Below are 20,244 nucleotides of genomic sequence, written 5' to 3' on the forward strand. Positions count from 1 at the left end.
GTCGGGCGGTGTGTCCGGTCCGTCCGGGCGGTGTGTCCGGTTCGGCCGGGCGCTCCGCCCCGGCGGCGTTCTGTTCCGGCCGGATGTGCCGGACCGGCCGGATGCGTCGGGCCGGCCGGGGTAGCCGTACGAAGGCAGGTCGAGGGTTCCGCCGGAACCCTCGACCTGCCTTCTCCGTTTACGGTGAAAGAGCCCGTCTTGTTCGGACCCAGCGCGCGAGAGGATCCCCATGGAAGTCGTGGCCACGGTCGTCCTGCTGATCCTCCTGCTCTGCCTCGTCCTCGGCGTCTACGCGACGGTCAAGGTGGTCGGCGCCGCCAAGCGCGGCGTGGACCGCACCGTCACCCAGGCCCGCCGCACGGTGGAGGACTCCACGCTCCGGGCCAGGTCGCTCGCCCAGCCCGGCGCGGTCGGCGAGCTCGCCCGGCTGCGCCTGTCCCTGCGCATGTCGATGCGGTCCACCCAGGAGGCGCTGGAGGCGGGTTCGCCGGAGGACGGGTCGCTGAAGGAGTCCCTGGCGCTCTTCCAGCGGCTCAGCGCGCACGGGTACGAGCTGGACGACGAACTGCGGCGCCTGGAGCGTGACCCGGACCGGGTCCGGCTGGCCCAGCGCCTGCCCGAACTGCGCGAGCGCACGGAGCGGATCACGAAGTCGGCGGACTCCCTGCGCTGGGCCGCGCGCGACCGGGCCCGCCGCTTCGCCGACGACGAGCTGGACTCGCTGAGCGCGCAGATCGACATGGAGGCCGGGGCGCTGCGGCACTGGACGACGGAGCACGAGCCGGAACGGGAGGCGGAACCGCGACCGGGTCCGGAACCGCGACCGGGTCCGGAACCGCGGTCGGAGTCCCGGCGGACGCCGCCCCCGTGGCCCGAGGCGCCCGCCGAGCCCGCCGGCGCCGACCGGCAGACGTGGCCGGAGACGCCGGGCGCCGACCGGGCCGGGGAGCCGGAGCGGCCGGCGATACCCCCGGCGCAGCAGCCGCCCACGTACCCCTGGCAGAAGAAGCCCCGCCCGGAGAGCACGACTTGAGCGGGACGTGAATCCACCGGTCCCGCCGCAGGCCGGAGGGGCCGGGCTGCCACCCCGGCGATCCGCCGGGTAACCTCCAGCTCATGTCCCGCCATGTCGCGATCGTCACCGATTCAACGGCCTACCTGCCGCCGCGGACGATGGAGCGCCACGGCATCACCGCGGTGCCCCTGACGGTGGTCCTCGGCGACAGAGCGCTGGAGGAGGGAACCGAGATCTCGGCCCGCTCGCTCGCCGAGGCGCTGCAGAAGCGACGGTCCGTCACCACCTCGCGGCCCGGCCCCGAACTCTTCGCCGAGACCTACCGCAAGGTCGCCGGGTCCGGTGCCGAGGCGATCGTCTCGCTGCACCTGTCCGCCGAGTTCTCCGGCACCTACGACGCGGCGGTCATGGCGGCGCGCACGGCCCCCGTGCCGGTGCGCGTGGTGGACACCGGCATGGTGGCGATGGCGCTCGGCTTCTGCGCGCTCGCCGCCGCGGAGACCGCCGGGGCGGGCGGCACGGTCGACGAGGCGGTCGCCGCGGCGGAGAAGCGGGCCGCCGGCAGTTCCGCGTACTTCTACGTCGACACCCTCGACTACCTGCGCCGCGGCGGCCGGATCGGCGCCGCGCAGGCGCTGCTGGGGTCCGCGCTCGCGGTGAAGCCGCTGCTCCAGCTGGACGGCGGCCGCATCGAACTCATGGAGAAGGTGCGCACGGCGTCCAGGGCCATCGCCCGCTTGGAGGAGATCGTGGCCGAACGCGCCGGCACGGCCCAGGTCGACATCGCGGTGCACCATCTCGCGGCCCCGGAGCGGGCCTCGGCGCTGGCGGACCGGTTGCGCGAACGGCTGCCCGGGCTGGCGGACCTGCACGTCAGCGAGGTCGGCGCGGTGATCGGGGCGCACACGGGGCCCGGGCTGCTGGGGGCGGTCGTGTCGCCCCGGTGAGAGGCGTGTCCCGGCCGCTCCGGTCGTCCTGATCGTCCCGGCCGCTCCGGTCGTCCTGATCGTCCCGGCCGCTCCGGTCACCTCGGTGAGGGCACACCCTGACGGGGCTGGTGGTGCCGAAGGGAGCAGGGGAGGCGCCGGGACTCGTGTGGGTGACGGAGTTGTCCACAACCGGCCCGTGATCCCCGGAAAACAAGCAAGATCATCGCGATGAGCCGGAGCGGCCCATGCTCGTCGCATGACACTTCGATCGCGTTCCCGCACATCGCTCGCCACCAGTGGCCCGGGCCGCGGCCCCGGCTCCGACGGCCGTGTCCGGCGCCGCCACCGCACCGCCGTGGGCCGGGTCCGGCACCGGCAGGTCTCGGCGGAGATCCTGCGACTGCGCGCCGAGGCGCTGTTCGCCGACCGCGCGCTTCCACTGCCCGCGCATCCACCGCCCGCGGGGCAGGTACGGGAGTCCGGGACGTCCGGAGAGCCCACGAAGGACAGGGCGTCCGGGGAGTCCGGGAGGGGCGGCCACGGTGACGGTGACGCCGGGGCCCGCGGCGCGGACACGGACGAGGGCGCCGCCGATACGCGGGTGCGTGCGGACGGGAACGTAGGCACGCGCACGAGGACAGGCACAAGGACAGGCACGGGCGGCGACGCTGATAGGGACACCGGCGCAGGTGCCGATAAGGGTGCTCGTGCCGACACCGACACCGACACCGGCACGGGTGCGGGTGCGGACGCGAGGCCGGGCGCGGTTCCGTGGCGGGAGCGCGTCGGGCCCGCCCTGCGCGAGCGGATGCCGCTGTGGCTGCAGGCGCGCTGCGGTCTGGAGCGCAGGAGCGTCGTGGCCCTCGCGGTCCTGCTCGCCGTCGTGGCCCTCGTCGCCGTGCAGCACTTCTGGGCCGGACGGACCCAGCCGGTCCGGGCGCCGGACGTGGTCCGGGCGGCTCCCTACGGGGAGGGGGACGGGCCGGGTGCGGAGGTGCCGGACGCCTCGCCCGGGACGGTGGCGGTGGACTCCGCGAGTCCGTCCGGGGCCGCGATCGTGGTGGACGTCAGCGGCAAGGTGCGGGAGCCCGGGATCCACCGACTGCCGGCCGGTGCGCGGGTGGCCGACGCGCTGCGCGCGGCGGGCGGCGTCCGGCCGGGCGCGGACACCACCGGACTCAACCGCGCCCGTCTCCTCGCCGACGGCGAACAGGTCGTGGTCGGCGAGCCCTTGGCGGCTCCTCCCGGCGGAGCGGGCGCGGGCGGCTCCCGCGGCACCACCGGAGGTGCCGGAGGCGCCGCCGGTACGGCTCCCGCGGCCCCGGTCCCGCTGAACTCGGCCACCGCGGAGCAACTCGACACCCTGCCCGGCGTCGGCCCGGTGCTGGCCCAGCACATCATCGACTACCGCACTCAGCACGGAGGCTTCCGCTCGGTCGACGAACTCCGCGAGGTGAACGGCATCGGCGACCGCCGCTTCGCCGACCTGCAAAACCTCGTACGGCCATGAGGGCGCCGGAGGCCGCGGACGCTCCCGGCACCGTCCCCGGGGCCACCGACCCCGGGGCCACCGACCGCGCGGCCGTGCACGCGGTGTCCGGGCGGCGGCTGGGGGCCGCGCACCCTCGGCAGGAGGGCCCCGCGGACCTGCGGCTGGTGCCGTCCGCGCTGGCGGCCTGGGCGACGGCGGCGCTGACGCTCCACGCGCCGCCCGCACTGGTCACAGGCGTGGTGCTGGCCTGCCTGCTGACCGGCGGCGGCCTGCTGGCGGCGGGGCGGAGCCGGAACCGGCTCCGATTCCGGCTCCGGCTCCGGAACCAGGACCGGACCCCGGGGCGAAGCCGGCCCCGGGACCGGTCCAGGAGCCGGCCGCCGGGCCGGCCGCCGGGCCGGCCGCCGGGCCGGGCGCGGGCTCTCCGCTCAAGGGCGCCGGTCGCCGCCGTGCTGCTCTGCGTCGCGGCCGCCGCCGTGTCGGGCGGGCTGCACGGCGCGGACACGCGCCGGGGCCCCGTACCCCGGCTGGCCAGCGAGTACGCCGAGGTGACGGCCGAGGTGAGGGTGGTCTCCGACCCGAGGCGCACACGACCGCGCATCACGGGGGACCATCTCGCACCGCGGGCTGTGCTGATCGACGCGGAGGCCGAACGTGTCGAGCGGACGGACGGCGGAGCGGCGACCGTCCGCGCCCCCGTACTGCTGATCGTGCGCGCGCCGGCGGGCACGACCTCGGACGGACCGGCAGCGAGCAGGAGCACAGCGGGCGGAAGCGGAGCGAGAGCGGAGCCGCACGGCCCGTCCTGGCTCTCGCTGCTGCCCTCCACCAGGCTGCGGGTGTCCGCGCGGCTCGTGCCGCCGCTGGAGGACGGCGGGCGGATCGCGGGCGTGCTGCGGGTGCACGGCGAGGGGCCGCCGGAAGTGGTGCGGGGCCCGTCGGCGGCACAACGGTTCGCCGGACGGCTGCGCGCAGGGCTGCGGCGGGCGGCCGACGGCCTGGAGCCGGACGCGCGGGCCCTGCTGCCGGGCCTGGTCATCGGGGACACCTCGCGGGTCCCGCCGGACCTGGACGAGGCGTTCAGGGCGACCGACCTGACCCACCTCCTGGCCGTGAGCGGCGCCAACTTCACCGTCCTGCTGGCCCTGCTCCTCGGACCGGCGGGACGCGCCCAGCACGCCGAGCGGCGCGGTCTGGCGCCCCGGCTCGGCATATCGCTGCGCGGCACCGCCCTGGCAGGCGGCGCGCTCACGCTCGCCTTCGTCGTCGTGTGCCGCCCGGACCCGAGCGTGCTGCGGGCCGCGGCCTGCGGGACGATCGCGCTGCTCGCCCTGGCCACCGGCCGTCGCAGATCGCTGGTCCCGGCGCTCGCCACGGCGGTTCTGCTGCTCGTGCTGTACGACCCGTGGCTGGCGGTGAGCCACGGCTTCCTGCTCTCCGTCCTGGCGACCGGCGCCCTGCTGACGCTGGCGCCGAGGTGGAGCGTGGCACTGCGCAGGCACCGGATGCCGCCCCGTGCCGCCGAGGCGCTGGCCGCGGCGGCCGCCGCGCAGGCCGTGTGCGCGCCGGTCGTGGCCGTCCTCTCGGCGCGGGTGAGCCTGGTGGCGGTGCCGTGCAACCTCCTCGCGGAGTTCGCGGTCGCACCGGCGACGGTGCTCGGCTTCGCCGCCCTGGCCGCGGCCCCGTGGGCGATGCCCGCGGCCGAGGCGCTGGCGTGGTGCGCGGGCCTGCCGACGGGATGGATCGCGGGCATCGCCCGTGCCGGAGCGGGCCTGCCGGGCGCCGCGGTGGACTGGCCGGGCACGGTGTGGGGCGCCCTGCTGCTCGCCTGCGCCGTCGCCGCGGCCGTCCTGGCCGCGCGCCGGCTGCCGGGGCGGCCGTGGCTGTGCGGGCTCTGCGCCCTCCTGCTGGTGCTCGTGGTCGTACGGCCGCCGCCGCTGGTCAGGGTGGTCACCGGGTGGCCGCCGCCCGGCTGGAGGTACGCGATGTGCGACGTGGGCCAGGGCGACGCGACCGTGCTCGCCGCGGGCGACGGTGCCGCGGTGGTGGTCGACGCGGGCCCCGACCCGGTCCTGGCCGACCGGTGCCTGCGCGGGCTGGGCGTCACCCGCGTCCCTCTCGTGATCCTCACCCACTTCCACGCCGACCACGTCGCGGGGCTGCCCGGTGTGCTGAGGGGCAGGGAGGTCGGGGCCGTCGAGACGACCGGGTACGAGGAGCCGCCGGACCAGGCGGAGTTCGTGCACCGGGAGGCGGCGGCCCGGGGCGTCCCGGTGACACGGGCCGTGGCGGGGGAGCGGCGGCGGACGGGCGCGCTCGCCTGGCAGGTGCTGTGGCCGCCGTCCCGGCCCGCTCCGGAGCCCGAGGGGCCGAACGACGCGAGCGTGGCCCTGCTCGTCCGTTCGGGCGGGCTGACGCTGCTGCTCCTGGGGGATCTCGAACCACCGTCCCAGCGGGCGTTGCTGAGATCGCCGGCCGGGGCCGGGCTGCCCGCCGTGGACGTCCTCAAGGTCGCCCACCACGGTTCGGCCTACCAGGACCCGGACCTCATGCGCAGGGCGGCGCCGCGCCTCGCGCTCGTCTCGTGCGGCGCGGGCAACCCGTACGGGCACCCGGCGCCCAGTACGGTCGCCGCCCTCCGCGCCGCAGGGGCCGCGGTGCTGCGCACGGACGAGGGCGGGGCGGTCGCCGTGGCCGGGTCGGGCGACCGGCTCGCGGTGGCGCGGGAGTGAGACCGGCCGACCGCGGGCCCCGGTGCCGGCCCGGCCCGGGGGCCGGGGCGCCGCGGCCTGGACGTACCGGAAAATGGGCGGGTGAGCGATGTGAGACACGTACTGGTGCTGCCCGACCGCGACGCGGCGGAGGAGGCGGCGGAGGCGCTGGGGGAGCGGTTCGGGCTGGACGAGGAGCCGCAGCTCGTACGGGACGCGCTGGCCGGTGAGGACGACGCCGAGGACGCGCAGTGGCTGCTCGTCCTCCGGGACGAGGGGGAGCGGCTGGACCCGGCCGGGCTGGACGAGTTCGCGCGGGAGTGGGACGGGTGGCGCGAGGAGCCGTGACCCCGGCCGGGCGCCGGACGCGGCGCGACGGTTCCGGGGCGCCCGCCCCGGAACCGGCCCCGCCTGTCCCGGCGTCGCCTGCGGCGCGACGGTTCCGGAGCGCCCCGGCCCCGCCCTCGCTCCCCGCTGTCCCGGCCCCGGCCCGCCCTCGCCCCACGTGACGTGCGCAGCACCCGGCCGGCCTCGCCCTGCCCGTCCCGGCCCCCGGCCCGACCGCGCCCCACCTGTGCAGGACCCGGCCGACCTCGCCCGGCCCGGCTTCGCCCCGCCTCTCCCGGTTCCGGTACCACCGTTCCCGTTCCCGTCCGTCGCGGTGCCTGCGCCGCCCGTGCTGTCAGTCGTCCATGGGATGCTGAACCACGATGGCCAGGAAGACTGACACCGCCGATGTGCTCGCTCCCGTCACGCTCGCCGTGGGACAGGAGGACCTGCTGCTCGACCGCGCCGTGCAGGAGGTGGTGGCCGCCGCGCGGGCGGCCGACGCGGACACGGACGTCCGTGACCTCACGCCGGACCAGTTGCAGCCGGGCACGCTCGCGGAGCTGACGAGCCCGTCGCTGTTCGCCGAGCGCAAGGTCGTGGTCGTGCGCAACGCGCAGGACCTGTCGGCGGACACGATCAAGGACGTCAAGGCGTACCTGGGCGCGCCCGCCGAGGAGATCACGCTCGTGCTGCTGCACGCGGGCGGGGCGAAGGGCAAGGGACTGCTCGACGCGGCGCGCAAGGCGGGCGCGCGCGAGGTGGCGTGCGCCAAGATGACCAAACCGGCCGACCGGCTGTCGTTCGTGCGGGCCGAGTTCCGTACGGCGGGGCGGTCGGCCACGCCCGAGGCGTGCCAGGCCCTCGTCGACGCGATCGGCAGCGACCTGCGGGAGCTGGCGTCCGCCGCGGCGCAGCTCGTCGCGGACGTCGAGGGGACCATCGACGAGGCGGTGGTCGGGCGGTACTACACGGGCCGGGCCGAGGCCTCCAGTTTCACCGTGGCGGACCGCGCGGTGGAGGGGCGGGCCGCGGAGGCGCTGGAGGCGCTGCGCTGGTCGCTGTCGACGGGCGTCGCGCCGGTGCTGATCACCAGCGCGCTGGCCCAGGGGGTGCGGGCGATCGGCAAGCTCTCCTCGGCCCGCGGCGGCCGCCCCGCCGACCTCGCCCGTGAGCTGGGCATGCCGCCGTGGAAGATCGACCGGGTGCGCCAGCAGATGCGCGGCTGGACCCCCGACGGGATCGCGGTCGCGCTGCGTGCGGTGGCCGAGGCCGACGCCGGCGTGAAGGGCGGCGGCGACGACCCGGAGTACGCGTTGGAGAAGGCGGTCGTCACGATCGCCCGCGCGGCCCGCTCCCGCCGCGGCTGACCCCGCCGACGGCGCCCTCCCCGTACGGCGCGTCCGTACCGGAGGGTGCCTTCTCCGACCCTCTCCTCCAGCTCCTCCAGCCTTCTCCGACCCTCTCCTCTCGGCATGAGCGCCCGTACGGCCCACGCCCGCCGGGGCCGACCTCTCACCGGCCCGGGTGCACCGCCGGGGGCACCGGCCCAGTCACACCGCCGGAGGCACCGGCCCGGGTACACCGCTGGACGCACCAGCCCCCGAACACGCCGAGGACCCCGTCCCCCACCCGGGGAAGGGTGGAGGGCAGGGTCCTCGGATGGAGCTGGTGGAGCCCACACCCGCGTGGCGAACGCAGGCCGCGTGCGGGCTCGGGGGGCCGGTCGGGGGCGGATGAGAGAGGGCCCGCCCGGGTCCTTCCGGCGGTCGGATCCCGATCGGTGGTCAGCGGGACGACCGATGATCAATGACCGGGGATCACAGGATCAACGTTCAGATCAGCCATGCGTCCGGCCGGGCCGGACACGGCGGGGATTCAGCCCTTGATGCCCGCGACCTTGGAAGCAAGCGCCGACTTCTTGTTGGCGGCCTGGTTCTTGTGGATGACGCCCTTGGAGACGGCCTTGTCGAGCTGGCGCGCGGCAGCGCGCTGGTACTCGGTGGCCTTCTCGGCGTCACCCGCGGCGGCGGCCTCGCGGGCCTTGCGGATCGCGGTCTTCAGAGAGGACTTGACGGCCTTGTTGCGCAGCCGGGCCTTCTCGTTGGTCTTGATCCGCTTGATCTGGGACTTGATGTTCGCCACGAATGAGCCTTTTCAGGTTCGGGCACGTGAGGGCACGCCTCACGCGCCTGTGTTTTCTTTGGGGTGTGCCTCCCGCTGAGAGGGCACGAGACACAGCTGCCCAGGCTACCAGCGGCCCCCGGAGCGGCCCAAACCGGTCGCACCGCCCGGCCCGTGGGACCATGGAGCCTACGTATCGATCCGACCCGAGGCATAAGGCGCCTCAAGAGACAGGACCCTGCGTGCCCGCGACCCCTAAAAATGTGCCCGAGCCGAGCCGTACCGACCCGGCTCTGATCCGCAATTTCTGCATCATCGCGCACATCGACCACGGCAAGTCCACGCTCGCCGACCGGATGCTCCAGCTGACCGGTGTGGTCGAGCAGCGGCAGATGCGTGCTCAGTACCTCGACCGCATGGACATCGAGCGTGAGCGCGGTATCACGATCAAGTCCCAGGCGGTGCGGCTGCCCTGGGCCCCGACGGAGGATCCGGGCAACACCCACATCCTCAACATGATCGATACCCCCGGGCACGTGGACTTCACGTACGAGGTCTCCCGGTCGCTCGCGGCCTGCGAGGGGACGATCCTCCTCGTCGACGCGGCCCAGGGCATCGAGGCGCAGACCCTCGCCAACCTCTACCTGGCGATGGAGAACGACCTCACGATCATCCCGGTCCTCAACAAGATCGACCTGCCGGCCGCGCAGCCCGAGAAGTTCTCCGAGGAGCTGGCGAACCTCGTCGGCTGCGACCCGGAGGACGTGCTCAAGGTCTCCGCGAAGACGGGCATGGGCGTCGAGGCGCTCCTCGACAAGGTCGTCGCCGAGATCCCCGCCCCGGTCGGCGTCGCGGACGCCCCCGCCCGCGCGATGATCTTCGACTCGGTCTACGACTCCTACCGCGGCGTCGTGACCTACGTCCGTGTCATCGACGGCCAGCTCAACAAGCGCGAGCGCATCCGGATGATGTCCACGGGCGCCACGCACGAGCTGCTGGAGATCGGCACCAACTCACCCGAGATGCTGCCGGCCGACGGCCTCGGCGTCGGCGAGGTGGGCTATCTCATCACCGGTGTGAAGGACGTCCGCCAGTCCAAGGTCGGCGACACCGTCACCAGCCAGAGCAAGGGGGCCGAGGAGGCGCTCGGCGGGTACAAGGACCCCAAGCCGATGGTCTTCTCCGGCCTGTACCCGCTGGACGGCTCCGACTACCCCGAGCTGCGCGAGGCGCTGGACAAGCTCCAGCTCAACGACGCCGCCCTCGTCTACGAGCCGGAGACCTCCGCGGCCCTCGGCTTCGGCTTCCGCGTCGGCTTCCTCGGCCTGCTGCACCTGGACGTGATCCGGGAGCGCCTGGAGCGCGAGTTCGGGCTCGACCTGATCGCCACCGCCCCCAACGTGGTCTACCGCGTGATCATGGAGGACGGCAGCGAGCACACGGTCACCAACCCGAGCGAGTTCCCCGAGGGCAAGATCGGCGAGGTGTACGAGCCGGTCGTGCGGGCCACGATCCTGGCCCCGAGCGAGTTCATCGGCTCGATCATGGAGCTGTGCCAGGCCCGGCGCGGCGTCCTGCTCGGCATGGACTACCTCTCCGAGGACCGCGTCGAGATCCGCTACACGCTGCCGCTCGCGGAGATCGTCTTCGACTTCTTCGACCAGCTGAAGTCCAAGACCCGCGGCTACGCCTCGCTCGACTACGAGCCCACCGGCGAGCAGACCGCCCATCTGGTCAAGGTCGACATCCTGCTGCACGGCGACAAGGTCGACGCCTTCTCCGCGATCACCCACCGCGACCAGGCCTACGCCTACGGTGTGCGCCTCGTGGCCAAGCTCAAGGAGCTGATCCCGCGGCAGGCGTTCGAGGTGCCGGTCCAGGCGGCCATCGGCTCCCGGGTCATCGCCCGCGAGACCATCCGCGCCATCCGCAAGGACGTCCTCGCCAAGTGCTACGGCGGTGACATCTCCCGCAAGCGGAAGCTGCTCGAGAAGCAGAAGGAGGGCAAGAAGCGCATGAAGATGGTGGGTTCCGTGGAGGTCCCGCAGGAGGCCTTCATCGCCGTGCTCTCCAGCGACGACGCCGGCGGCTCCGGCAAGGGCAAGAAGTAGCCGGGCGGCCGTCCCGGCCGTTCCCCGGGCACCACGGGCCCGTCGCGCTCCGGCGCGGCGGGCCCGCCGCGTTCCCGGAAGCGCTTCTTCACTCCCGCACCGGGGGAAATGAGGGTACGCCGCCCCTTACGTACCGGCCGGTCGGCGTCTTACTCTGATCACCACCCGATAGTTACTCGCGAGTTAAACAGCAGCCGCAATGGACCATCCGCACGCACTGCCGCGGGCCCGGAGGATGTCGTGAGCGACACACAGACCCACATCGAGAACCGTCCGCCGTCCGTGGCGGCCCTCTTCCTGGAGCGCGTCGCCGCCACTCCGGACGCCGAGGCCTACCGCTACCCGGTCCCGCCGGCCGCGGGCGAGGGCCCCGACGACTGGAAGTCCCTGAGCTGGCGGCAGGCCGCCGACCGGGTGTACGCCATCGCGGCCGGGCTGATCGAGCTGGGCGTGCGGCCGGAGGAGCGGGTGGCCCTGGCCTCCGCGACCCGCGTCGAGTGGATCCTCGCCGACTTCGGCATCATGTGCGCGGGCGCCGCCACGACGACCGTGTACCCGCAGACCAACGCGGACGAGTCGGCGTTCATCCTCGCCGACTCCGGCAGCCGGGTGCTGATCGCCGAGGACGCCGCCCAGCTCGCCAAGGCGCGCGAGCGGCGCGCCGAGCTGCCGGAGCTGAAGCACGTCGTCGTCATCGACGGCGCGGGGGCCGACCCGCTCCCCGAGGAGGGCGACTGGGTCCTCACCCTCGCCGAGCTGGAGAGGCGCGGCGCCGCCCACCTGGAGAAGAACCCCGACCTGATCAGAGAGCGGGTCGGGGCGATCACCGCCGACCGGCTCGCGACGCTGATCTACACCTCCGGCACCACCGGCCGCCCCAAGGGCGTGCGGCTGCCGCACGACAACTGGTCGTACATGGCGAAGGCGATCGCCGCGACCCGGCTGCTCGGCCCCGACGACGTGCAGTACCTGTGGCTGCCGCTCGCCCACGTCTTCGGCAAGGTGCTCACCTCGGGGCAGGTCGAGATCGGGCACGTCACGGCCGTCGACGGCCGCGTGGACAAGATCATCGAGAACCTTCCGGTGGTGCGGCCGACGTACATGGCGGCCGTCCCGCGCATCTTCGAGAAGGTCTACAACGGGGTCGCCGCCAAGGCCCGGGCCGGCGGCGCGGCCAAGTACCGGATCTTCCAGTGGGCGGCCGGGGTCGCCCGCGAGTACGCCAAGGTCAGCCAGGACAACTTCCGGCGCACCGGCACGGCCTCCGTCCCCTTCGGGCTCGGCGCCAAGCACAAGGCCGCCGACGCGCTGGTGTACTCCAAGATCCGCGAGGCCTTCGGCGGGAAGCTGCGCGCCTGCGTCTCGGGCAGCGCCGCGCTGGCCCCGGAGATCGGCTACTTCTTCGCGGGCGCCGGCATCCACATCCTGGAGGGCTACGGCCTGACCGAGTCCTCCGCCGCCTCCTTCGTGAACCCCGGCGAGGCCTACCGCACCGGCACCGTCGGCAAGCCGCTGCCCGGCACCGAGGTGCGCATCGCCGACGACGGCGAGATCCTGCTGCGCGGCCCGGGCATCATGGAGGGCTACCACGGGCTGCCGGAGAAGACCGCCGAGGTGCTGGAGTCCGACGGCTGGTTCCACACCGGCGACATCGGCGAGCTGTCCCCGGACGGCTACCTGCGCATCACCGACCGCAAGAAGGACCTGATCAAAACGTCGGGCGGCAAGTACATCGCGCCCGCCGAGGTCGAGGGCCAGTTCAAGGCGGTGTGCCCGTACGTCTCCAACATCCTGGTGCACGGCGCGGACCGGAACTTCTGCACCGCGCTCATCGCGCTCGACGAGCCGGCGATCCTGGAGTGGGCCAAGGAGAACGGCATGGAGGGCAAGTCGTACGAGGACGTCGTCGCCGCGCCCGCGACCGTCGAGCTCGTCCAGGGCTACGTCACGGAGCTCAACGAGGGCCTGCAGCGCTGGCAGACCATCAAGAAGTTCAAGCTCCTGCCGCGCGACCTGGACGTCGAGCACGGCGAGCTCACGCCCAGCCTGAAGCTGAAGCGCCCGGTCGTCGAGCGCGAGTACAAGCACCTGATCGACGAGATGTACGCGGGGACGCGGGAGGCCTGACGGGCGCCGCCCACGGCCGCGCGCCCGGCGGCCGGCCGTACGCCGGTCCGGCCGCACGCCGGCCACGGGACCGGTACCGTCCACCGGCGCCGCACGCCGACGTCGAGGACCGCCGCCGCGCGTGGCCACCGGCCACCGGAGACCGGCACCCGGGTCCCGGCACCGAGCGGCGGCACCGGGACCTGCCTCGATGCCGGCGTCACGCACCGGCGCCGGAGGCCGGTGCCCAGGGCCGATGCCGCAGACCCGGACCCGGGACCGGTGCGCGGCACCGGCGCCGGGGCCAGGTCTTCGACGACGGGTACGGGAGAACCACGTCCGCGCGGGGCGCGGCCCCTCAGAACGGCCGCGCCCGGCGCATCTCCCCCAGGATCTCCTCCATCCGGCGGATGTGGCGGCGCAGCTCGCCGGCGTCGCCGTGCCCGTCCCCGGGGCCGGAGGCCAGGCGCTCCTCGACGGCGCGCAGCCGCGTGGCGAGGTCCTCGAACTGCTTCTGCTCGCGTGCCAGCATCCGCTCCAGCTGCTGGTTCTTGCGGTGCAGGTCCAGGAAGACCGTCACCTTGGCGCGTAGGACCCAGGGGTCGAAGGGCTTGGTGAGATAGTCCGCGGCGCCGGTCGCGTAGCCGCGGAACGCGTAGCCCGCGTCGGCGTCCGTCCCCGTCAGGAAGATGATCGGGACGTCCTTGGTCTGGTCGAGCCGCTTGATGTTCGCCGCGGTCTCGAAGCCGTCCATGCCGGGCATCCGGATGTCGAGCAGGACGACGGCGAACCGCTGCCGCAGCAGGGCCTTCATCGCCTCCTCGCCCGAACGGGCCCGCACCAGTGGTTCGTTGAGGGACCCCAGGACGGCCTCCAGCGCGATCAGGTTGTCCTCCATGTCGTCCACGAGGAGGATGCTGGCGCGCGAGTCGGTCGTTTCCTCTGTCGCTGTACTCATGTCGTGGCTGCCTGCCTCATTCGACGGTCGGCGGGACCGTGGGCTCCTCGGTCGTACGCGGTCCCGGATCGGCGGAACCTGTGGAGTCGCCCTGCTCTGCGGTGCAGTCGACGCCCTCGGGGTCCAGGAGCGCGCAGACGACGGTCAGCAGCTGATCGACGTCCACCGGTTTCGGTACGTAGTCGTTCGCCCCTCGCGCGATCGACTTCTCGCGGTCCCCCGGCATCGCCTTGGCGGTCAGCGCGACGATGGGGAGGTCCGCCCAGCGCGGGGTGCGCCGGATGGCGGAGATGGTCTCGTATCCGTCCATCTCCGGCATCATGATGTCCATCAGGACGATTTGCACGTCGGGGTTGCGTTCCAGGATCTCTATGCCCTCGCGGCCGTTCTCTGCGTACAGGACGGGCATGCCGACCCGGCCCAGGACGTGGGTCAGCGCGAAGACGTTGCGGATGTCGTCGTCCACGATCAGTACGCGGTGCCCGGGCAGCACCCGGCCCGCACGGCCGGTCTTCCACTCCTCCAGTTTCGTCGCTGTCGGCCAGTTCTCGTCCTGGTCGGGTCCGGTGAATCCGTCCGACGCCTGCTGTTCGGGTATCGGCACCGGACGCTCCTCCGGCGTGGGGCCGGTCGCCGCGTGCCCGGGGCTGACCACCGGGACGTACAGGGTGAAGGTGGAGCCCCGCCCCGGCGTGCTCTCGGCCACGATGCGGCCGCCCAGCAGGTTGGCGATCTCGCGGCTGATGGACAGGCCCAGGCCCGTCCCGCCGTACTTGCGGTTGGTGGTGCCGTCGGCCTGCTGGAACGCCTCGAAGATGACCGGGAGCTTCTCGGGGGCGATGCCGATGCCGGTGTCGGAGACGGAGAAGGCGATCACCTCGCCGTCGCCGTCGCGGGTGTAGCGGTGGTCGGAGTTGTCGACGCGCTTGACCCGCAGCTCGACGCGGCCGGACGCGGTGAACTTGATCGCGTTGGACAGCAGGTTGCGCAGGATCTGCTGGAGCCGCTGCTCGTCCGAGTACATCTCGCGCGGCACGTCCTCGCCGACCGCCACCTCGAAGGCGAGCCCCCGGTCCAGGGTGAGCGGGCGGAACGTGGCGTGCACGTAGTCGAGGAGCTTGATCAGCGGCAGCTTCTTCGGGCGTACGTCCATCCGGCCGGCCTCGATCTTCGACAGGTCGAGGATGTCGGTGATCAGCTGCAGCAGGTCCGAGCCCGAGCGGTGGATGGTCGTCGCGAACTGCACCTCCTGGTCGGAGAGGTGGCCGTCCGGGTTGTCGGAGAGCAGCCGGGCCAGGATCAGCAGCGAGTTCAGCGGCGTGCGCAGCTCGTGCGACATGTTCGCCAGGAACTCCGACTTGTACTGCGAGCTGGTCGCCAGCAGCGCGGCCTTCTCCTCCAGCTCGGCGTTGGAGCGCTGGAGCTCGCCCTGCTGCTTCTGCAGTTCGTCCGAGCGCTCCTGGAGCTGTTGGGCCAGCCGCTGCGACTCGCCCAGCAGGGACTCGGTGCGGGAGTTGGCGATGATGGTGTTGATCGCGACGCCGATGGTGTTCACGAACTGGTCGAAGAACGCCAGGTGCACATCGGAGAAGCGGGAGAAGGAGGCCAGCTCGATCACGCCGAGCAGCTTGTCCTCGAACAGGATCGGGATGATGACGACGCTCGTCGGGGCCGCCTCGCCCAGACCACTGTTGATCTTGATGTAGTCGGGCGGGGCCTCCTCCACCAGGATGCGCTTCTTCTCCCGCGCCGCCTGCCGTACGAGTCCGTGCACCGGCATGCCGCCCGTGTCGACGGTGGCGCCCTGCGCCGAGCCGTACCCGGCGATGAACGCGAGCCCCTTCGGCGGCACCGAGGTCCGCAGCGCCCCGCCGTCCTCGTCGGGGTCGGCCAGGAAGAACGCCCCGTACTGGGCGTTCACCAGCGGCGTCAGCTCGCGCAGGATCAGGTCGGCGACCTCCATCAGGTCGCGGTGGCCCTGCATCAGCGCGGCGAGCCGGGCGAGGTTGGACTCCAGCCAGTCCTTCGCGCGGGTGGTCTCGCGCAGGTTGGACACCATCAGGTTGATGTTGTCCTTCAGCTCGGCGACCTCGCCCTGGGTCTCCACGGTGATCGACCGGGACATGTCGCCCTGCGCCACGGCCGAGGCCACCTCGGCGATGGCGCGGACCTGAGTGGTCAGGTTCAGCGCCAGCTCGTTCACGCTCGTCGTCAGGCGCTTCCAGGTGCCGTACACGCCCTCGACCCGGGCCTGGCCGCCGAGCTGGCCCTCGGAGCCCACCTCGCGGGCCACCCGGGTGACCTCGGAGGAGAACGAGGAGAGGGTGTCGACCATCGTGTTGATGGTGGTCTTCAGCTCCAGGATCTCGCCGCGCGCGTCCACGTCGATCTTCTTGGAGAGGTCGCCCTGGGCCACGGCGGTGGCGACCTGGGCGATGTTGCGGACCTGGGAGGTGAGGTTGTCCGCCATGTAATTGACGTTGTCGGTGAGGTCGCGCCAGACGCCGGAGACGCCGAGGACCTGGGCGCGGCCGCCGAGCCTGCCGTCGGTGCCGACCTCGCGGGCGACGCGGGTCACCTCGTCGGCGAAGGCGCGCAGCTGCTCCACCATCGTGTTGACGGTGTCCTTCAGTTCGAGGATCTCGCCGCGCGCGTCGACAGTGATCTTCTTGGAGAGGTCGCCGTTGGCGACGGCGGTGGTGACCTGGGCGATGTTGCGGACCTGGGAGGTCAGGTTCAGCGCCATGAAGTTGACGTTGTCGGTGAGGTCCTTCCAGACCCCGGACACGCCCCGCACCTGGGCCTGGCCGCCGAGGTTGCCCTCGGTGCCGACCTCGCGGGCGACGCGGGTGACCTCGTCGGCGAAGGCGGACAGCTGGTCCACCATCGTGTTGATCGTCGACTTCAGTTCGAGGATCTCGCCCTTCGCCTCGACCGTGATCTTCTTGCCGAGGTCGCCCTGGGCCACGGCCGTGGACACCAGCGCGATGTTGCGGACCTGCGAGGTGAGGTTGTCCGCCATGAAGTTGACGTTGTCGGTGAGGTCCTTCCAGACCCCGGACACGCCCCGCACCTGGGCCCGGCCGCCGAGGTTGCCCTCGGTGCCGACCTCGCGGGCGACGCGGGTGACCTCGTCGGCGAAGGCGGACAGCTGGTCCACCATCGTGTTGATCGTCGACTTGAGCTGCAGGATCTCGCCCTGCGCGTCGACGGTGATCTTCTGGCTGAGGTCGCCGTTGGCGACGGCGGTGGTGACCTGGGCGATGTTGCGGACCTGGGAGGTCAGGTTCGACGCCATGAAGTTGACGTTGTCGGTGAGGTCCTTCCAGACCCCGGACACGCCCCGCACCTGGGCCCGCCCGCCCAGCCTTCCTTCGGTGCCGACCTCGCGGGCGACGCGGGTGACCTCGTCGGCGAAGGCGGACAGCTGGTCCACCATCGTGTTGACGGTGAGCTTCAGCTCGAGCAGCTCGCCGGTCGCCTCGACCGTCACCGTGCGGGTCAGGTCGCCGCGCGCCACCGCCGTCGTCACCAGCGCGATGTCGCGGACCTGGGCCGTCAGCCGGGACGCCATGGTGTTGACCGCCTCGGTCACGTCCCGCCAGCTCCCGGAGAGCCCCGACACCTTGGCCCGGCCGCCGAGCCGCCCCTCGGTGCCGACCTCCCGCGCGACCCGCGTCACCTCGCCCGTGAAGAGGGACAGCTGGTCGACCGTTCTGTTGACCGTGCGCCCCAGCCGGCGCAGGTCGCCGCGGAGCTGCCGGTTGCCGTCGTGCAGGTCGACCCGCTGGGTCAGGTCGCCGCCGGCCACCGCGTCGAGCACCCGGGTGGCGTTCGCCGCCGGAGCCACCAGGGCGTCGAGGAGCTGGTTCACGTCGTTGACCCGGGTCGTCCAGCTGCCCTGCCCCGGGCTCGCGGACAGCCGCTCGTCCAGCCGGCCGTCCCGCACGATCTCCCGCCGGACGCGCTGCACCTCGCGGTTGAAGTGGCTGCTGCGGTCCACGATCTGGTTGAACATGGCGTGCAGTTCGGCCACCGGGCCGTACCCCGTCTCCGGGACCTTCGCGAAGTCGCCGTCCCGGGCCGCGGTCATGGCGGCGAGCAGAGGGCGGAGTTCCGATGCCCGAATGTGTCCGTCTTCGAGCACGTGCATAGCACTGTTCTCACTCATGGAGGCCCACTTCGGTAACTCGGTGCTTATGGGCGTGGCCAGTCTGTCACTCTGGCCGTGCCGTGAGAGACCTATTCGTCCGAACTGCTCGGGGGAGCTGCACAGTGAGGGCCGTTCCGATGCAACGGGAGACCGTGTTCCGTGCGCCTGGTGCGCCTGATGCGCCCGCGTCCGGCCGTACGAACCGGCCACCGGTGACACGGACGTCCCTGCCGGGCAATCCGCTCGCCCCGGGGGCGGCCCGCCGCTTCGTCCGCGCCGTCCTCGCGGACTGGACGCGGCTGGCCGTGCCGGGCGCCGACGGCATCACCGACCGGCTCGCCGAGGACGCCAGCGTCGTCGTCAGCGAACTCGTCACCAACGCGGTCGTGCACGCCGGCACCGACGTCGACCTGCTCTGCCGCCTGGAGGAGTCCGAGGAGCCCCCGGAGGGGCCGGACGCCCGGGACGGGACGGGCGGGCCGAGAGCACCGAAAGCACCGGGAGCACCGGGAGCACCGGGAGCACCGGGAGCACCGGGAGCACCGGACGGAGCCGACGCCCCGGGGGCCCGCCCGGCCGAAACCGCCGGCGTCCCGGCGGCCGGCCGCGGCGCGTTCGGCGCCCTCGTCGTGGAGGTGGCCGACCGCCACCCCGCACGCTCCGTGCGCGACGGCGGCGAGGAGCGGCCGTACGACATGCCGGAGTACGGGCGCGGCCTGCACCTGGTCGCGGACCTGTCCGAGGAGTGGGGCATCACCTACCGCACCGGCACCAAGACCGTCTGGGCGCGGCTGCCGCTGGCCAGGGTGCCGCCCGAGCCGGAGGACCCCGGCCCGCCCGAGGCGACGCCGTACCCGGGGCAGAACGCGCTGCGGCGGGGGCTGCGCGTCGCCGAACTGCTCGCACCCGCCCCCCGGCAGGGTGTGCAGGACCCGGACTGGCTCAACCGCGGCGCCCTCACCTTCCTCGCCGAGGCATCCGACCTGCTGGCCGGGCAGCTCGACGAGGACCTGATCGCCGCGCTCACCGGCCAGCTGCTGGTGCCGCGGCTCGCCGACTGGTGCGCGGTGTGGCTGGACCAGGAGGCCGCGTGGGGCGGCGCCCACCGCGCGGGCGCCGTCGCCGGGGCGCGGCTGGCCCGCGTCTGGCACGGCAGCGAGAACCGCATCGGGGAGCTGCGCCGGGTCCTGGAGCGGACCCCGCCGGTGCTGCCCGACGCGCCGCGCGGCACGGCGATCCCCGTGCCCTGGCCCGCGGAGGCCCTCGGCGGGCACGGCGCCGTCGGCGCGGCCCTGGCGTACCGGCTGGTCGCGGGCGGCCAGCCGGTGGGCACGCTGGTCATCGGCCGGGCCGGGCTGCTGCGCTTCCCCGACGAGATCACCGGGCTCGTGGAGGACTTCAGCCGCCGGGTCGCGCTCGCCGTCGGCACCGCGCGCCAGTACGCGCGGCAGGCCACCATCAGCCGCGTCCTGCAGCGCGGCCTGCTGCCCGGCGCGGTGGCGGACATCCCCGGACTGCAGAGCGCGCTCGTCTACGAGCCCTGCGACAAGGGCGGGCCCAGCGGGGACTTCTACGACCTGTTCCCGGCCGGGGACGGGCGCTGGTGCTTCGCCCTCGGCGACGTGCAGGGCAAGGGGCCCGAGGCGGCGGTGGTGATCGGGCTCGCCCGCCCCTGGCTGCGGCTGCTCGCCCGCGAGGGGTACGCGGTGCCGGACGTCCTCGACCGGCTCAACCAGCTCCTCCTCGACGACGCGACGGAGGTGTCCAACGCGGCGGCCCGGGCGCTGGCGGCGGCGGGCGGACAGGGGGTCGGCGAGCTGGGGCAGTACCCGCAGAGCCGGTTCCTGTCGCTGGTCTACGGCGAACTGGTGCCCTTCGACGGCGGGGTGCGCTGCACCCTCGCCTCCGCGGGGCACCCGCTGCCGCTGGTCCTGCAGCCGGACGGGAAGGTCCGCGACGTGGTCGAGCCGCAGACCCTGCTCGGCGCCTTCGAGGAGGTGGCGTACACCTGCGAGACGTTCGAGCTGCGCTCCGGGGAGAGCCTGCTGTGCGTCACGGACGGCGTGACGGAGCGGCGCGACGGGCAGCGGCTCTTCGACGACGAGGACGGCCTCGCGGCGGTGCTCACGGAGTGCGCGGGGCTCGGCGCGCGGCTCGTGGCCGACCGCATCCGCCGCCTGGTGCACGCCTTCGGCGCCGAACCGCCGGAGGACGACCTGGCGCTGCTGGTGCTCCAGGCGGAGTAGCGCGGGCCGCCGCCCACGCCCCCGCCGGGCCCGGAGCGGGGCCGGAGGGGGAAGGCGCACGGGTACGGGACA

Annotated in this window: 12 protein-coding genes; 9 read left to right on the forward strand and 3 right to left on the reverse strand. The window is 73.5% G+C overall.

What is annotated here, in order from left to right; all coding sequences use genetic code 11:
- The first annotated feature begins 229 nt into the window (after nt 1-229).
- From IE271_RS00510 to holA, 6 genes are all read left to right on the forward strand, one after another.
- Nucleotides 230-1,033, forward strand: a complete 804-nt coding sequence (locus tag IE271_RS00510) for a hypothetical protein (RefSeq protein ID WP_190188071.1) — start codon at nt 230-232, stop codon at nt 1,031-1,033.
- Nucleotides 1,034-1,116: 83 nt separating this feature from the next.
- Nucleotides 1,117-1,962 carry a DegV family protein gene (locus tag IE271_RS00515; RefSeq protein ID WP_190188072.1) on the forward strand — a complete coding sequence of 282 codons (846 nt, stop codon included), beginning with the start codon at nt 1,117-1,119 and terminating at the stop codon, nt 1,960-1,962.
- Between the two features lie 238 nt (nt 1,963-2,200).
- Nucleotides 2,201-3,454 (forward strand): ComEA family DNA-binding protein, encoded by a 1,254-nt coding sequence (locus IE271_RS00520; RefSeq protein ID WP_190188073.1) that lies wholly within the window; start codon nt 2,201-2,203, stop codon nt 3,452-3,454.
- Between the two features lie 74 nt (nt 3,455-3,528).
- Nucleotides 3,529-6,168 (forward strand): ComEC/Rec2 family competence protein, encoded by a 2,640-nt coding sequence (locus tag IE271_RS00525; protein WP_229919091.1) that lies wholly within the window; start codon nt 3,529-3,531, stop codon nt 6,166-6,168.
- 81 nt (nt 6,169-6,249) lie between these two features.
- Nucleotides 6,250-6,495 (forward strand): hypothetical protein, encoded by a 246-nt coding sequence (locus tag IE271_RS00530; RefSeq protein ID WP_190188075.1) that lies wholly within the window; start codon nt 6,250-6,252, stop codon nt 6,493-6,495.
- 362 nt (nt 6,496-6,857) lie between these two features.
- Nucleotides 6,858-7,844, forward strand: coding sequence for a DNA polymerase III subunit delta (gene holA / locus IE271_RS00535; RefSeq protein ID WP_190188076.1), 987 nt, complete (start codon nt 6,858-6,860; stop codon nt 7,842-7,844).
- Nucleotides 7,845-8,352: 508 nt separating this feature from the next.
- On the opposite strand, the gene rpsT is transcribed toward holA, so the two are convergent.
- Nucleotides 8,353-8,619: a 30S ribosomal protein S20 gene (rpsT, locus tag IE271_RS00540; RefSeq protein ID WP_190188077.1), complete on the reverse strand. Its 267-nt coding sequence runs from the start codon at nt 8,617-8,619 to the stop codon at nt 8,353-8,355.
- A gap of 221 nt (nt 8,620-8,840) precedes the next feature.
- Between rpsT and lepA the strand changes: the two genes are divergently transcribed.
- The gene (gene lepA, locus IE271_RS00545) at nt 8,841-10,709 is read left to right on the forward strand and encodes a translation elongation factor 4 (protein WP_190188078.1); all 1,869 of its coding nucleotides are present in this window, start codon (nt 8,841-8,843) and stop codon (nt 10,707-10,709) included.
- Between the two features lie 240 nt (nt 10,710-10,949).
- Complete coding sequence (locus IE271_RS00550) at nt 10,950-12,836, forward strand: AMP-dependent synthetase/ligase (protein ID WP_190188079.1); 1,887 nt, start codon at nt 10,950-10,952, stop codon at nt 12,834-12,836.
- Nucleotides 12,837-13,173: 337 nt separating this feature from the next.
- On the opposite strand, the gene IE271_RS00555 is transcribed toward IE271_RS00550, so the two are convergent.
- Complete coding sequence (locus tag IE271_RS00555; protein ID WP_190188080.1) at nt 13,174-13,773, reverse strand: response regulator; 600 nt, start codon at nt 13,771-13,773, stop codon at nt 13,174-13,176.
- Between the two features lie 16 nt (nt 13,774-13,789).
- Complete coding sequence (locus tag IE271_RS00560) at nt 13,790-17,866, reverse strand: HAMP domain-containing protein (protein WP_229919064.1); 4,077 nt, start codon at nt 17,864-17,866, stop codon at nt 13,790-13,792.
- Between the two features lie 272 nt (nt 17,867-18,138).
- On the opposite strand from IE271_RS00560, the gene IE271_RS00565 reads away from it, so the two are divergent.
- Nucleotides 18,139-20,172 carry a SpoIIE family protein phosphatase gene (locus IE271_RS00565; protein WP_229919065.1) on the forward strand — a complete coding sequence of 678 codons (2,034 nt, stop codon included), beginning with the start codon at nt 18,139-18,141 and terminating at the stop codon, nt 20,170-20,172.
- Nucleotides 20,173-20,244: the final 72 nt, after the last annotated feature.

Source organism: Streptomyces minutiscleroticus (assembly GCF_014650875.1).
Lineage (GTDB): Bacteria > Actinomycetota > Actinomycetes > Streptomycetales > Streptomycetaceae > Streptomyces > Streptomyces minutiscleroticus.